The following is a 13,171-nucleotide window of genomic DNA, read 5'->3' on the forward strand; positions in this document are numbered from 1 at the left end:
GATTCGACCTCATGTCGGCGCTGGGCATAGGAGACCTCATTCGGAGGGCGCAGCTGGAGAGGCTGCGTGGTGGTGAGTAAGCGTTTGGCCTTGGGACCTTGATCCCGTGTCGCGCTGAAAGGCATCAACGGGAAAGCGACCGTTGGCCTATGCAAGGAACAGAGATTACCGGCCCGCCAGCTGTGGGCCGGATGCTCTCCAGGTGGCCCTACTCAGGACCACGCGGAAAGCAGGAGAGTGAGATGAACGAAGAACAGATTGAACGGTTTCGTCAGATCGTTCAGGAGATTTCGACGGATGAGAAAGTCAGCTTCGACGAGGCTTTCTCAATCGCATCGAACTACTTGGCCTACTGGGTAAGTCAGATGCCGAAGGGTCGGCAATGCTCCGGTGGCGGATCGTCTCAGGCCTCCGGAAGAAATGCTGACCAGGTTTGAGACTCCGACACAAGGATCGACGGGCCAGACGAAGATGAAAGCGGTGTTGCAATTGCTCTTACCTTGTCACGAAGGGTGTGTATTTCAAAGTTGCTGATTCCGAAGTAGGTGCCGATTGGTAGCCTGCGGAGACTTCCATCCTCGAACTTGACCGTCCTTTTCAGGCCGAGCAATTCCATCTTCTCGTGAAGCTCTTTGTACTCGTCGCCTTCAGCCCTAAAAAGCTCAACGCGCACCATAAATTCCGCCATTACTACGTTCCTTGTTTCGACTGTGGAGGACGGAGCATATGGGTGTCCCTCGACTGTGGAAAGCGAGGAAACAGGGAGCCTGCCCCTGTCAAAAACAGGCACCACATATTCACCTAAGCGCCCGCATCGGACGCTTTGTTGAATTCAAGTGGAGTAATACAGCATGACTCGCAACGAATACGAAGATCTGGAAACGATGGCGACTGCCGCCTTTGTAGGACTGATCGCCAGCGGGCAGACATCGCACACCCAGCCACTGGCAACGATGGCCTTTGATCTGGCCGAACAGTTTCAGAAAGAGCGTGAAGCTCGCCTCGGCGAAAAGCCCCCATACGACATGTAAACAACCAGCGCCACGTCAGCCTGACGTTAACTGCCCGATCCTCTCAGAGAGAGCGCATCGGGGTGTGATTTGAATGCGCAGACTGATGCGTAGTTAGCGTCAACGAGTGGCGGATCTGAACATGGGTAACCATCCCCCAACTCGCGCAAATCGCTAAACACTCGTTATGCCGGGATCAGCACCGGCCAAATCACACCCCGATGCGGATGAGTACACACCGCGAAAGCGGCCCCCTGCGTCACCCCAGCAAACCGTGGGTTCATAACGGAAGCATCTGGAGCGTCACGGTACATCCTTTCATGATTGTAGCGCCGGTCAGTTGAGACGGTTGTCTGGGTGCCGCCTTCGCGGATAAGCCTGAGCGATTCGAGTACCTGATGCGTGATCCAGACGACGAGGTAATACGGCGGTGAGAGCCCGCGCCGGAGACGTAACCGGCATCCCTTCCCGAATCCACCCGTCAGTCCTCCCCTCGCGCCCATCGGCAATAGCGAGCGGCCGAGGGCTGAGCGAGTGGATTTGATCTCAACCAACAGAGGCGACCATGCCTGAGTTCGACCTTGAGCGTTATCAGGACAGCGCCCAAGGCCGGGCGTCTGTCCGCAGCCATGATGAGTGGGGCAACGAAAAGCCTCGCTATGACGAGTTCGCGCACGACTACGACAACCCTATCGACCGCACAGCCCGCCGCGAACGCGACCTGAATCGTCGGCTGAAGCTGAAAGCAAACATCCAGGCATGCGTCGCTCAGATGGAGCTGATATGCCCACCAAAAGGAGGTGCCGCTTGACCAAGCACGAAATTGCGGTCGGCATGATCGACTCGCGGATTCAGAAGCTGATTGAAAACGCTGACGACTACAGCTTGCACTGCGAAACGCAGATGGCGGTGGAAATGGCGTATGCACTCAGCGCTATCGAATGCAAAGAGTACACACGCTACACCCAGTGCCTGATGTTTATCCGCGCTCGGTCAAATGAAGAGTTGCTCGCAAGAATGCGGAGGTGCGCATGAGTCAGCCAATTGTGAAGTCGCTGATCGACGAGCAGATCGAAGAGGTCAATGCTCGTGCCCAGCCCACTCAAGTGCGCGGCACCTTCTCCCCGCCCCGCGGCATGCGTGTCGCCGATCTGCCCTACCCGATCAAGGCGGACTGGCTGAAGCGTCGACCAATCAAGGGGTGGGGATGAACGCCAATCAACGCCGACGCCGGTATGTCTTCTGGCGAGGCTCGTTCCCGGTTCTCGCAGGCTTCACCTTTCTGATGCTGGCCCTGTGTCTCGCTGATCGAATCGCCCCGCTGTAATCCCTCTCTATTTTTCAAGGCTGCGAATAGCGCGGCGAGGATTTCGTATGTCTGCACAAAACGTTGCACCCGTCACGCATGAGTCGAAACTCCATGTTCTTCCGCATGCCGCAACCAGCACCAGTGCCTTGGTCCTCGACGGCGACAGCCTCGACAAAATGATGCGCCTGGCTGAAGTCATGGCGCTGGGCCGGGCAACGTTGCCGAAGCACTTCAACGGCAATTCGGCCGACTGCCTCGCGGTTGTGATGCAGTCGATGCAATGGAAGATGAACCCATTCGCTGTGGCCCAGAAAACGCACCTGGTGAATGGCGTGCTCGGCTACGAAGCTCAGTTGGTCAACGCAGTGATCACGACCTGCGCGCCAGTCGTGGATCGCCTTCATTACGAATGGTTTGGTGCCTGGGAAAAGGTTATCGGCAAGTTCGAAATCAAAACGAACTCGGACGGCAAGCAATACCGCCAGCCTGGCTGGAGGCTGGAAGACGAAGACGGCCTCGGCGTGAAGGTGTGGGCAACGTTCCGTGGCGAAGATGAGCCAAGGGTTCTTGAGCTTCTGCTCGCTCAGGCCCGGACGCGCAACAGCACTCTTTGGGCTGACGATCCGCGCCAGCAACTGGCCTACCTCGCAACCAAGCGCTGGTCGCGACTGTATTGCCCTGACGTGATTCTCGGTGTTTACAGCCCTGACGAGCTGGAAGAAAGCGCGCCGCGAGTTCGGGATGTATCGCCGACACGCGGCGCTGAGCCCGGCGACCTTCCACCTTACCCCGACGACAAACTGGCTGAAAACCTGCCGAAGTGGCGGACAGCCGTGGAGGCAGGCAGATCGTCACCTGAACACCTAATCGCAACCGTCAGCAGCAAGTACACGCTGACTGACGAGCAGACCGACGCCATCAATCAACTGAAACCACTCGAAGGTGCCGCAGCATGAAAATCCATAACGTAGCCCAGGGTTCCGCCGAGTGGCTCGCACTTCGCGCCGAACACTTCACCGCCTCAGAAGCGCCAGCGATGATGGGTGCTTCGAAATATCAAAGCCGCACCGAACTGCTGACTCTGAAGAAGACCGGTATTGCGCCAGACGTGACGCCGCAGACGCAGCGGATATTCGATAAGGGGCACGCGACTGAAGCCCTCGCCCGCCCTTTGGTAGAGGTCATGATCGGCGAAGAGCTTTATCCGGTCGTGGGCACCAGCGGAAACCTGCTGGCCTCAATGGACGGCGCAACCATGATGGGCGAGACGCTGTTTGAGCATAAGCTCTGGAACGAATCGCTTGTTGCCCAAGTGCGCGCACAAGACCTGGCTCCCCATTACTACTGGCAGCTCGAACAACAGTTGCTTGTGAGCGGCGCGGAGCGCGTGATCTTCGTTTGCTCGGACGGCACGGAGCAGAACTTCGTCTCGATGGAATACCGGCCGGTGCCGGGCCGAGCTGCGCAGCTTGTTGAAGGCTGGAAACAGTTCGAACACGACTTGGCCAGCTTTGAACTGGCAAACGCCCCCTCGATAGTCGTCGGTAAAGCACCAGATGAACTGCCTGCGCTGAAAATAGAACTGACAGGCATGGTTACCGCCAGCAACCTCAAAGTCTTTGAGGAATCAGCTCTGGCCGTAATCGACTCGGTGAAAACCACGCTGGAAACCGATCAAGACTTCGCGGACGCCAAAAAAGCTGTGAAGTGGTGCGGTGATGTCGAAGAGGCTGTGACCACAGCTAAAAAGCAGGCGCTGTCTCAAACCGCGACGATTGCCGAACTGTTCTCATCGCTGGATCGAATCAGTGGCCATGCCCGGGAGACCCGGCTGAAGGTAGACAAGCTGGTTAAGGCTCAAGAACTGCTGGTCAAAACCAGCATTAAGCAGAAAGCCGAAATTGCCTTGGCTGACCACATCGCCGCAATCAACAAGACCTTGGGGCGGGTGACTCTGCCAGTTACCCCGGTCGATTTCGCAGGCGTAATGAAGAACAAGCGCACTATCGCGAGCCTGCAGGACGCTGTAGACACTGAGCTTTCACGAGCAAAGATCGATGCAAGCCAGCGAGCTGACAGCATCCGCTTAAATCTGACCAGCCTTGCCGAACACGCATCTGACTACAACTTTCTGTTCAACGACATCCAGCAACTGGTGCTGAACGCTAATGACGACCTGGTCGCCCTGATCAAGGTCCGCATTAACGAACACAAGTTGGCTGAGCAAAAGAAAGAGGAAGACCAGCGCGAGCGAATCCGCCAGGAAGAGAAGAAACGTCTGGAGGATGAGGAAGCTCAGCGACAGGCAGCCGCTCAGCGTACCCAGCCAGCGGTAGTTACAAAGCAAGCGCCGGTGCTTGAAAAGTCGCCGCCAGTTGCGCGAGTGACCGCCGTTCCATCCGCCAAGGTTCAGCCCAAGCCTACGCGCCTCGAAGCACGCGTAACTGGCTTGGAGGCACTGGTGAAAGCCGTGGCCGCTGGGCAAGCCCCTATTTCGGTCCTCACGGTCAACTGGCAGAACCTCGACGACCTTGTCGAGTCGCAAGGCGCGGAATTCAACATGCCGGGGGTAACCCTGGAGCAGGTGGCAGCGTGATAGACAACTTCATCCTTGCCGCCAACCAGCGGCAATCTCAACTGGAGGCGGCGAAAGCTGCCTTCTTCGCATCTGGAGGGCAGATGCAGATCGGCCCGGGCGCTCCGGATCATCCATTGCCCCCAGTCCGAAAAAGCACCATCGATCCTAAGACGGTGCTCAAACGGAAGAAGCCAGCGCTTGGCCGCACCGAACGAGCCACGCTGCGCAAGATGGCGGCGTCGATATGAAGCGACGTAAAGCGAATAACTGCTTCGCACGGGCAGAGCGCAGTTGCCGCGCCCTGCTCAACACCAACCACGTCGCCGTCGTGAACATCGATCCCAGCGGCCTGCAGATCATGGTGAACTGGAAGAGCCACAGGCAGATCCGCAGTCTGGCGATCGCCAACGCCCTCTTCGACTTCTCCTACCGCTGGACGATCTACATCAGCGCGATGTGTCGGGATGAACGCGGCGTTGAGTACGTCAAGTCGGTGGAGATATCGCCTGGGGGCATCTACAAGGTCGAGCACCTGACGGATACCATTGAGCATTACTACTTGGAGTTGCGTGGCAGTTGTAACCAGAACCACCTGGTGGCGTCGGGCTGGATCGCTCTACCGGCTCAGGTTTCACTGGAAGAAGCTCAGGCTGCAAGTCTGTTTTACGCGGCCGGGGCTTGGCATCAAGCGAAGGCAGCATGAAGCGGATCAACGCGAAGGTTCACCAGCGTCGCCGCCAACCTCAACTCCACATACCACCAAGCGGGCTAAAAGCCCTTTCGGAGAAATGCCCATGTCCACAGCAATTGATAGCACCGAGTTTCTCGAAGAGCTAAACCGCGACGCCTTCGCCAGTCAAATCGGCCACGCCTTCTCAGAGGTCGCCGCTAGCGATAGACGGTGACCGCATATAGGCCACACGCGCGCCCACTACACATCGTCGGCACTAAACTGCATCAGATAATCTCTAAAGGCCTCATCGCTTTTCTCGCTATTCCTGCCGTAACGAGACTTTAGAAACTTCTCAATTCTGGCTAAGTCCTTAGTGTTCGCTGCGAGAACTTGTGATAGGTAGAAGACTGATATTCCGGGAGACACTATGGATCTATGGTTCGAATCACGATTTTCAGCGACATCACGGGCACGCCTCATAATACCTGCCTCATTCTCAATTAACGCCTCTTTCAGCCGCTCTATCGTAGTAATTCCGTGAAACATTAAAGAATTAAGTTGAATAGCGGTATTTTGCGGCCGTTTGTAAAAATCAAAAAAACACAGATCAGCAATGATCTGGTCCATCTTCTTGCTGAAGTCATCCTCTAGGCAAAAATTCTCAAATGTCACAGCATCTATAAGGACTTTATCAGGATGTTTCTTCACTGCATCTGTGATTGACCCAATATATTTGCTCAAATCGGACCTAATAGATACAAACTCTTGATCAGCAAGCTCCAACAATCCGGCCAATCTTGAGAATTTTCGCCTAATAACTCTGGGAACTTCAGTCTCGCTTTTATACCCAATATCATGTTCGATTTCTGCCCAAGTATGCTGCAGAATCGAACGAACCTGTATCTCGAGCTTCTTCCCTTTAAAAGCTGAATATTCTTGGAGTCTCTCTCTATCTCTTTTAAGAGATACGATATAATGCAAGGATAGATATCCAAACTTTTCAGGATCTAGCGCAGCTCGCTTATCAATGGAGTTATCTCTATCTATTCTGAACTCACGCTCTACAAGAGAGGCCACCACATCGACATCATCGGCATAGTGAGTAATAACACGAACACCCGCCAAGTCGGTAATATCATCCAGGCTATCGTAATGCTGTTTCTTTTCAATTTTCTTTATTAAGCTTTTCGCTGTTTTACACCTGTAAGAAATCGAATGATATGAAATATTCTTCGCATCAAGCAACCTTTCCAAAAGTCCGGTCACTGTTTTAGCATAGGCATCATAGACGTCTTTACACTCATCAAACACCTTAAGGATATGATCTTGGTCCATCAATACACCTTCGCATAAAGCTTTTTCTAAACGCGCTCGAATCAGCTTCGTTCGAGCGAGTGGCTACTTTTTGGCTGCCCGCCAGTGCGTCGAAGATATCCCAACCCTGCCCTCTGCGACATCTTTATTGATCACACCCGCGCATCAGCCGTTACCTCAACAGCAATGAAATCTGAACGACATCATTTGCCTCGAGTAACGTGACGCAAACGCCGATGCACGATGCCGCACGCAAATTCTCGGTACTCATCGATGTGAAAGATTTTCGATAAGGTCCGCTGCAGCTTCGCAGGTTTCCCCTTCGTGCCCCCCCCACCTCAACGAATCCCGCCAGCTATTCCGGTCACGGAGAGCGGCACATGCCTGGAGATCACCATGAGCGATTACTTCTACAAAACAACAGCGCCTTCAGTTCTCGCTGCCGTCCAGGCGTGGGACGCGACACGCGCTGAGTTCGATGCAAAGCGCATGAAGCTGAAGGATGTCTTCGGCGGTCATGGCTCTTCGATGTCCTCGGGCAACGACAGCTATGTCGGTGGCGTGAAGATCAGCGATAACCGTGAGCTGGATGTCTACTGGCGTCGGCCGGACGCCTACGGGTACCGGGCTTTGCGTAACGCCCCGAAGCCTGAGAAAGGCGCATCCAAAGAGGCGCGCGCAGCCTATAAGGTTGAGCACGCCCACCTCGTTGCTCTGTGGGAAGAACACTGCCCGTCACGCATCAGCAAGGACGATGTTTGGAAGTTGCTCGGAGTCGACTGGGGCAGCGTGTGGCTCAGTGGCGGCGTGTTCTTCGAGCACGAAGGAGTCGTGTATCTGCACCTTGGATTTCCTCTGAAGCCCGGCGGCGAATCAGTCGCGGGTGCAGAAGAGATCCTTTCAAGCGAACTCCAGGCAGCGCGGCAAGCAGTATTGGAAATGCGCAAGGCCGCCTGACCCCCTCGACTTACTGAGAGGGCGGCGCACCAACTGGCAACAGATCGCCGAATCCCCATACTGCCGTACCGAGCAATACAAGACCTACCGATAACTTCAGGAATATCGATATTTGTGGAAGGTATTTTGTTCGTGTGGGAGTGAACGAGACCCCAACATATCCTGAAGGCTTGAATACGGCAGCCATATCACGCGCTTTCATATCGGCCAAAAAGGCGAGACCCGCCATGATTGCCCCGCCTCGGCCAATCCAAGTACTTGGCCTCTCGAACACATAACAGATTGCGACTGCAGCAATAGGAGCAAGGATCGCGAGCGCTGCGTACAGCAGAAAGCCTTTCCTTGCTCTAAGCGCCGCCTGCTCGTAATGGCATTGCTCGGCGTTATCCATATGTACCTACATAAACATTGATTGAGCAACACCAATACCCCACTTCAACGAATCACGCCACACCCGAGCAAATCTACGTGTCAGCAAGATCACCTTTCACCAAGTCGCGGCAGTATCGAATCTCATGCACCGCACCTGGCTTGAACTGATCGAACCACCCCGCCTCCTCTTCGTCCAGATCACTCGCCGCCTGCTCTGACAGCTCGTCGATATCGATACCCATGCTCGCTGCTGTTGCGAATACAGCAACCAGCGCCTGCTTCAGTTCCATTGCGTGCTTGTCGGTCATGTCGGAACCCTCGTGGGTTGAGATATGAGCTTAGACCGGCAGTGCGCCTGGCTTTAAACCGCGTGGCTATAACGGTTATTCCGAAGTCGCCGCCTACTACTGGATTTCGATATGAGCCAGCTACACCAGATACTGGTCGGCGACTGCATCGAGATGATGCGGACGCTGCCAGACCAATCAGTGCACACCTGCGTGACCAGCCCGCCCTACTTCGGCCTGCGCGACTACGGTGTCGAGGGCCAGATCGGCCTGGAGGAAACGCCGGCTGAATTCATCGCTCGACTGGTAGAGGTGTTCCGCGAAGTACGCCGAGTACTCCGCGACGACGGCAAGGCCTGGGTGAACATGGGTGACAGCTACGCATCGATATCTGGCGGCTACGCAAAAGGTGACCAGGCTGGCAAGCATGGCGCGGTTTCGACGGCGACTAGAGGTGCTGTGCTACGGGGCGCGAGAGCAACGCCGCCAGAAGGATTCAAGCCAAAAGACTTGATGGGCATGCCGTGGCGCTTAGCATTCGCGCTGCAGGACGACGGCTGGTATCTGCGGGAGGACATTATATGGAACAAGCCAAATCCGATGCCGGAAAGCGTGCGCGACCGTTGCACCAAGTCGCACGAGTACATTTTCCTGCTCAGCAAATCGAAGAAATACTACTTCGACCAGGCCGCGATCCTTGAACCATGTTCGCCCAATACTCACGCCCGGCTATCGCAGGAGGTTCAGGCTCAGATAGGAAGCGAGCGGGCCAACGGCGGCACCAAGAGTAACGGCAACATGAAAGCGGTTGCGCGGAAGTCCAACGGCGTCGGCTGGGGTCATGGCACCGACTCAGATGAGCGCCAGCGCGGGCGGATCAAGGATAATGATTCCATGAATTCAGCATTGGCGATCATGCCTACCGAGCGCAATAAGCGCAGCGTTTGGACTGTGTCCACTCACAGCTTTAAGGGTGCTCACTTTGCAACATTCCCACCTGACCTGATCCGGCCATGCATTTTGGCCGGTTCTCCACGCGGTGGCGTGGTGCTCGACCCATTCGGCGGAGCCGGTACCACGTCACTGGTGTCGATGCAGGAAGGTCGCAGGTCGATAATCTGCGAGCTGAATCCCAAATATGCCGCGCTGGCCCGTGCTCGAATCGACGCCGCTTGGTTGGATGGAGCGACGCAAATGGATGTATTTCACGACGCAGTACCAGCTATTTAGTTAGAAACTGAAAACTAAACAGGCTTCATCTTAGATAGGTCGTCAGCGAAAAACTTTGCATACCCCTTTGTTTTGGCAACCGCATCTTCGTAGCTGCTCCATGTATCCCGAACGGAGCTAGCGTTGAAATACTTACTTCTATCGGCATTTGCGACATCGATGCGAGCCGCGGACGGAATGGAGCCGTCATTGCCCCATGCGAACATGATAAATACGTCGAAAGCACCAATCTTATCTATGACATTCCTTTGGTCCTTTGGATCAAACACATCTTCTAACATTGCTTATCTCCTGTAATCCGGCTCCATGCCGGGCCACCACAAATACCCCACTTCAACGAATCAAGCCAGCCCGAGGTACGCGGCTGGCTGTCGCTCAAAATATTAGCGGGATATCACATACCCATGCGCGGGGTTCGGCTGGGGCGAGTATCTGGATCAAGCTCATCGGCTGCCGCAATCGCATCGCCAAGACTGGAGTACATCCATGTTGAGTCAGCTCCCGGCCCTGTAAGCACATAACCGAGTAGTTCGGTAGTGCCGTCCAAATAGGTCTCGATCAGCTCAACGACACTGATCGCCCCCTTCGTGTACTTCACGCTTCCAAGCTTTTTCATCGGCCCCTCCTTCATAAGTTGGATTCGATCTTACCTAACCCGTCAACTTGAGCAAGGTGCCGTTATGTCTGTCCACAAGAATAAACACCCCTTCGATTTCAAAACCCAGTACGGCCTTGGTTTCAACCTGCAAGACGATGAGATCGTTGTCGACTTCTTCTGTGGAGGCGGCGGTGCTGGCACCGGACTGGAAATTGGTCTGGGTCGTGCGGTTGCCGTGGCAAAGAATCACAGCGCAGCGGCGATCAGCATGCACACCGTCAACCACCCGCACGCCCAGCACTTCACCACGGACGTGTTCGAAGGTGATCCGGATACCGAATGCGGTGGTCGGGCGGTCGGCTGGTTCCACATGTCGCCGGACTGCACGCATCACAGCCAGGCGGCAGGCGGCCAGCCGCGCAAGCGCGAGATTCGTAACCTGTCATGGATCGGATTGAAGTGGGCAGGGATGAAGCGCCCCCGGGTGATCAGCCTGGAAAACGTGAAGCAGATCCTGCAGTGGGGTCGACTGATCGCCAAGCGGGATAAAGCCACCGGGCGTGTCATGAAACTTGGCGGCGAGATCGCCGCACCAGGTGAGGTCGTACCGGTAGGCCAACAGTTTTTGATCCCCGACCCAAAGCAGCGCGGCCGCACATGGCGCCGCTTCGTGGCTCTGCTGGAAGGCATGGGCTACGTCGTTGAGTGGAAAGTGATTAAGGCATGCGACTTCGGCGCGCCCACCAGTCGCGAGCGTCTGTTCATGCTGGCCCGCTGTGACGGTCAGCCGATTGTCTGGCCTGAACCGACACACGCCAAGAAGCCTGCCAAAGGCCAGAAGCCATGGCGGACCGCCGCTGAGTGCATCGATTTCAGCGACCTCGGCAAAAGCATCTTCGGACGCAAGAAGGATCTGGCACCCGCCACCCTGCGCCGCGTAGCCAAGGGCATGAAGAAGTTCGTCATCGACAGCCCTTCCCCATTTATCGTGCCGATCGCCAACTGGTCGGGAGAGTCTGTGCAATCTGCTCATGAGCCACTGCGCACCATTACCTCCTACCCCAAAGGCGGCGCGTTCTCCGTGGTCAGCCCGGTTATTGCGCCAGCGACCCACCAAGGCAGCGATCGCATCAACGACCCACTGGAACCACTGCCGACCATAACCTGCGCCAACCGAGGCGAGCTGACGCTAATCAGTCCGGTGATGGTGGGTGCTGTTGGTCCGGAGTACTCGGGCAAACCGACATCCGTAGGTCAGCCAATGGGCACCCTGCTCGCCCAGAACCATCGCGGCGTTGCTGCTGCGACCTTGATTCAGACCGGGTACGGCGAACGCGAAGGCCAACAGCCAATAGTTCCAGGGCTGGATCAGCCACTGGGCACCGTGGTTGCTGGAGGCGTGAAGCATGCACTGACCAGCGTGTTTATGGCCCAGATGAATGGCGGATTCAGCGCAACGCACGCCAAGGGCGCTGACGAGCCAATGACTACTGTGACCAACACCGGCAGCCAGCAACAGCTGGTAGCAGCGAACCTGGTGCACTTGCGCGGCAATTGTGACGCCCGCGATTTGGAAGACCCGCTACACACCATCAGCGCTGGCGGCAACCACCATGGACTGGTATCAGCTTTCATGGAGCGCCAGTTCGGCGCAAGCGTTGGCCAGGGCCTAGACAAGCCAGCACCAACGGTACCGGCAGGCGGTGGCGGCAAGAGCTCGCTGGTTTCTTTCAAGCTCTCGCCAGAGCATGAAGAAGGTGCGCTGCGCGTTGCGGCGTTCCTGATCAGCTACTACGGCACTGAGAACATGAGCAGTTGCGGACAGCCAGCGCCGACGATTACCACCAAGGATCGCTTGGCCCTGGTCACCGTGATGGTCAAGGGCACGCCGTATGTGATCGTCGACATTTGCCTGCGGATGCTGAAACCGGCCGAGCTCTACAAAGCCCAGGGCTTCCCGGCTGACTACATCATTGATCGGGGCGCCGACGGCAAGCCGTTCACCAAAACCCAACAAGTCCACATGTGCGGCAACAGCGTCAGCCCGCCGCCGATGGCAGCTCTTGCCCGGGCGAACGATCCTTGGAGCAAACACGAAGTTCACGTACAAGTTGCCGCATGAGAATCCCACCTAAACAAGTCTGAAATTGCGATTAGGTGGGCAGACACTCATACGTCCGAGCATGGTAAGCCGTCAGTCACACTGCACATCAGACTTACAAGAACAGCTACCATCGTTGTAGCAGACAGGGCGCTCCCCAGGACAAGATATAACTTGCCCCTGTGCGTCCTTAACTTGACCGTCACAAGGGCCGGTGTAGGTTTCGCTCAAAGCCAAAACAATTGGCTGCTTGTGATTGAAGACTGCAGCAAAGGTTTTTTCCCCGCTGCCCGCACCAGCTGAGTAAGCATTAATAGAAACGAGCAGCAGCGAAGCTAGTATAACGATTTTCATAGGCCACCTCTTATCCACTTGAGGAAATAGCACTAACAAAGAAAGCCGATATAGCTAATTCACCTATACACATTTGTTACAGCAGTGCCAGTTGTACTGTAGACGTTAAAACAGATGAAAGACACAAACTTGATCAGCCTGATTCAATCTGTTTTATTAGCAACCACCGCTATTCCGCTTATCCAGCGAGGATTATTCATGCCTCAAACATAGGAACGCCTCATCCAGTTCGGCGCGCCCTAATCATCGCCAAAGATCAGGACGATCAAGGTCGCGACGACTAATGCGGCGAAGAACAGCATCAAAACAAACCACAAAGCCAGCTCGTGCATGGGATCCCCCAGTTGAACGAGCTTGTACGGCTAGCGGCATCGAAGCCTGGCCACCA

Annotated in this window: 19 protein-coding genes; 12 read left to right on the forward strand and 7 right to left on the reverse strand. The window is 55.6% G+C overall.

The genetic code is table 11. The features are described 5' to 3' along the window. Positions 1-242 precede the first annotated feature (242 nt). Positions 243-437: a hypothetical protein gene (locus tag EE949_RS06550; RefSeq protein WP_122663530.1), complete on the forward strand. Its 195-nt coding sequence runs from the start codon at positions 243-245 to the stop codon at positions 435-437. Here the strand turns inward: EE949_RS06550 and EE949_RS06555 are convergent. Further along, positions 404-688: a hypothetical protein gene (locus EE949_RS06555; RefSeq protein WP_122663531.1), complete on the reverse strand. Its 285-nt coding sequence runs from the start codon at positions 686-688 to the stop codon at positions 404-406. The two genes, EE949_RS06550 and EE949_RS06555, sit on opposite strands and share 34 nt — an antisense overlap. A 163-nt stretch (positions 689-851) precedes the next feature. On the opposite strand from EE949_RS06555, the gene EE949_RS06560 reads away from it, so the two are divergent. The 8 genes from EE949_RS06560 to EE949_RS06595 all read left to right on the forward strand — a co-directional run bounded on the left by EE949_RS06560 (position 852) and on the right by EE949_RS06595 (position 5,600). Continuing rightward, complete coding sequence (locus EE949_RS06560; RefSeq protein ID WP_122663532.1) at positions 852-1,031, forward strand: hypothetical protein; 180 nt, start codon at positions 852-854, stop codon at positions 1,029-1,031. 544 nt (positions 1,032-1,575) lie between these two features. After that, on the forward strand, positions 1,576-1,821 hold the full coding sequence (locus EE949_RS06565; RefSeq protein ID WP_122663533.1) for a hypothetical protein: 246 nt from the start codon (positions 1,576-1,578) through the stop codon (positions 1,819-1,821). Then, complete coding sequence (locus tag EE949_RS06570) at positions 1,818-2,045, forward strand: hypothetical protein (protein WP_095093880.1); 228 nt, start codon at positions 1,818-1,820, stop codon at positions 2,043-2,045. Before EE949_RS06565 ends, EE949_RS06570 begins: the two co-directional genes overlap by 4 nt. Then, complete coding sequence (locus tag EE949_RS06575; protein WP_122663534.1) at positions 2,042-2,221, forward strand: hypothetical protein; 180 nt, start codon at positions 2,042-2,044, stop codon at positions 2,219-2,221. Before EE949_RS06570 ends, EE949_RS06575 begins: the two co-directional genes overlap by 4 nt. A gap of 163 nt (positions 2,222-2,384) precedes the next feature. After that, a complete protein-coding gene (locus tag EE949_RS06580) occupies positions 2,385-3,275 on the forward strand; it encodes a RecT family recombinase (protein WP_122663535.1) in 891 nt (296 codons plus the stop codon). Next, complete coding sequence (locus tag EE949_RS06585; protein WP_122663536.1) at positions 3,272-4,915, forward strand: YqaJ viral recombinase family protein; 1,644 nt, start codon at positions 3,272-3,274, stop codon at positions 4,913-4,915. The genes EE949_RS06580 and EE949_RS06585 overlap by 4 nt, the downstream gene beginning before the upstream one ends. Then, the gene (locus EE949_RS06590) at positions 4,912-5,145 is read left to right on the forward strand and encodes a hypothetical protein (protein ID WP_122663537.1); all 234 of its coding nucleotides are present in this window, start codon (positions 4,912-4,914) and stop codon (positions 5,143-5,145) included. Before EE949_RS06585 ends, EE949_RS06590 begins: the two co-directional genes overlap by 4 nt. Further along, positions 5,142-5,600 (forward strand): hypothetical protein, encoded by a 459-nt coding sequence (locus EE949_RS06595; protein ID WP_122663538.1) that lies wholly within the window; start codon positions 5,142-5,144, stop codon positions 5,598-5,600. The genes EE949_RS06590 and EE949_RS06595 overlap by 4 nt, the downstream gene beginning before the upstream one ends. A gap of 228 nt (positions 5,601-5,828) precedes the next feature. Here the strand turns inward: EE949_RS06595 and EE949_RS06600 are convergent, their stop codons facing one another. After that, on the reverse strand, positions 5,829-6,905 hold the full coding sequence (locus EE949_RS06600) for a GTP pyrophosphokinase (RefSeq protein ID WP_122663539.1): 1,077 nt from the start codon (positions 6,903-6,905) through the stop codon (positions 5,829-5,831). A 375-nt stretch (positions 6,906-7,280) separates the two neighbouring features. Between EE949_RS06600 and EE949_RS06605 the strand changes: the two genes are divergently transcribed. Then, positions 7,281-7,841: a hypothetical protein gene (locus EE949_RS06605; protein ID WP_122663540.1), complete on the forward strand. Its 561-nt coding sequence runs from the start codon at positions 7,281-7,283 to the stop codon at positions 7,839-7,841. A 10-nt stretch (positions 7,842-7,851) separates the two neighbouring features. Here EE949_RS06605 and EE949_RS06610 read toward each other — a convergent pair whose 3' ends face one another. Together EE949_RS06610 and EE949_RS06615 are read right to left on the reverse strand one after the other, a co-directional pair. Next, positions 7,852-8,232, reverse strand: coding sequence for a hypothetical protein (locus EE949_RS06610; protein ID WP_122663541.1), 381 nt, complete (start codon positions 8,230-8,232; stop codon positions 7,852-7,854). 73 nt (positions 8,233-8,305) lie between these two features. Beyond that, on the reverse strand, positions 8,306-8,521 hold the full coding sequence (locus tag EE949_RS06615) for a hypothetical protein (RefSeq protein ID WP_122663542.1): 216 nt from the start codon (positions 8,519-8,521) through the stop codon (positions 8,306-8,308). Positions 8,522-8,632: 111 nt separating this feature from the next. Here EE949_RS06615 and EE949_RS06620 point away from each other — a divergent pair, with 111 nt between their 5' ends. Then, the gene (locus EE949_RS06620) at positions 8,633-9,730 is read left to right on the forward strand and encodes a DNA-methyltransferase (protein WP_122663543.1); all 1,098 of its coding nucleotides are present in this window, start codon (positions 8,633-8,635) and stop codon (positions 9,728-9,730) included. Between the two features lie 14 nt (positions 9,731-9,744). On the opposite strand, the gene EE949_RS06625 is transcribed toward EE949_RS06620, so the two are convergent. Together EE949_RS06625 and EE949_RS06630 are read right to left on the reverse strand one after the other, a co-directional pair. Next, complete coding sequence (locus EE949_RS06625) at positions 9,745-10,011, reverse strand: hypothetical protein (protein ID WP_122663544.1); 267 nt, start codon at positions 10,009-10,011, stop codon at positions 9,745-9,747. Between the two features lie 113 nt (positions 10,012-10,124). Next, positions 10,125-10,346: a hypothetical protein gene (locus EE949_RS06630; protein ID WP_122663545.1), complete on the reverse strand. Its 222-nt coding sequence runs from the start codon at positions 10,344-10,346 to the stop codon at positions 10,125-10,127. Positions 10,347-10,410: 64 nt separating this feature from the next. Between EE949_RS06630 and EE949_RS06635 the strand changes: the two genes are divergently transcribed. After that, the gene (locus tag EE949_RS06635) at positions 10,411-12,450 is read left to right on the forward strand and encodes a DNA cytosine methyltransferase (protein WP_122663546.1); all 2,040 of its coding nucleotides are present in this window, start codon (positions 10,411-10,413) and stop codon (positions 12,448-12,450) included. 72 nt (positions 12,451-12,522) lie between these two features. On the opposite strand, the gene EE949_RS29410 is transcribed toward EE949_RS06635, so the two are convergent. Then, complete coding sequence (locus tag EE949_RS29410; RefSeq protein ID WP_162873803.1) at positions 12,523-12,783, reverse strand: hypothetical protein; 261 nt, start codon at positions 12,781-12,783, stop codon at positions 12,523-12,525. Between the last annotated feature and the right edge of the window lie 388 nt (positions 12,784-13,171).

It is taken from the genome of Pseudomonas viridiflava (assembly GCF_900602065.1).
GTDB lineage: Bacteria > Pseudomonadota > Gammaproteobacteria > Pseudomonadales > Pseudomonadaceae > Aquipseudomonas.

Bases quoted from the DNA above. Each gene is read 5' to 3' on its own strand.
- EE949_RS06625 (WP_122663544.1), bottom strand. From the start codon at position 10,011: ATGTTAGAAGATGTGTTTGATCCAAAGGACCAAAGGAATGTCATAGAT.
- EE949_RS29410 (WP_162873803.1), bottom strand. From the start codon at position 12,783: ATGAAAATCGTTATACTAGCTTCGCTGCTGCTCGTTTCTATTAATGCT.
- EE949_RS06595 (WP_122663538.1), top strand. From the start codon at position 5,142: ATGAAGCGACGTAAAGCGAATAACTGCTTCGCACGGGCAGAGCGCAGT.
- EE949_RS06580 (WP_122663535.1), top strand. From the start codon at position 2,385: ATGTCTGCACAAAACGTTGCACCCGTCACGCATGAGTCGAAACTCCAT.
- EE949_RS06630 (WP_122663545.1), bottom strand. From the start codon at position 10,346: ATGAAAAAGCTTGGAAGCGTGAAGTACACGAAGGGGGCGATCAGTGTC.
- EE949_RS06575 (WP_122663534.1), top strand. From the start codon at position 2,042: ATGAGTCAGCCAATTGTGAAGTCGCTGATCGACGAGCAGATCGAAGAG.
- EE949_RS06550 (WP_122663530.1), top strand. From the start codon at position 243: ATGAACGAAGAACAGATTGAACGGTTTCGTCAGATCGTTCAGGAGATT.
- EE949_RS06600 (WP_122663539.1), bottom strand. From the start codon at position 6,905: ATGGACCAAGATCATATCCTTAAGGTGTTTGATGAGTGTAAAGACGTC.
- EE949_RS06620 (WP_122663543.1), top strand. From the start codon at position 8,633: ATGAGCCAGCTACACCAGATACTGGTCGGCGACTGCATCGAGATGATG.
- EE949_RS06635 (WP_122663546.1), top strand. From the start codon at position 10,411: ATGTCTGTCCACAAGAATAAACACCCCTTCGATTTCAAAACCCAGTAC.
- EE949_RS06560 (WP_122663532.1), top strand. From the start codon at position 852: ATGACTCGCAACGAATACGAAGATCTGGAAACGATGGCGACTGCCGCC.
- EE949_RS06565 (WP_122663533.1), top strand. From the start codon at position 1,576: ATGCCTGAGTTCGACCTTGAGCGTTATCAGGACAGCGCCCAAGGCCGG.
- EE949_RS06555 (WP_122663531.1), bottom strand. From the start codon at position 688: ATGGCGGAATTTATGGTGCGCGTTGAGCTTTTTAGGGCTGAAGGCGAC.
- EE949_RS06605 (WP_122663540.1), top strand. From the start codon at position 7,281: ATGAGCGATTACTTCTACAAAACAACAGCGCCTTCAGTTCTCGCTGCC.
- EE949_RS06610 (WP_122663541.1), bottom strand. From the start codon at position 8,232: ATGGATAACGCCGAGCAATGCCATTACGAGCAGGCGGCGCTTAGAGCA.
- EE949_RS06615 (WP_122663542.1), bottom strand. From the start codon at position 8,521: ATGACCGACAAGCACGCAATGGAACTGAAGCAGGCGCTGGTTGCTGTA.
- EE949_RS06585 (WP_122663536.1), top strand. From the start codon at position 3,272: ATGAAAATCCATAACGTAGCCCAGGGTTCCGCCGAGTGGCTCGCACTT.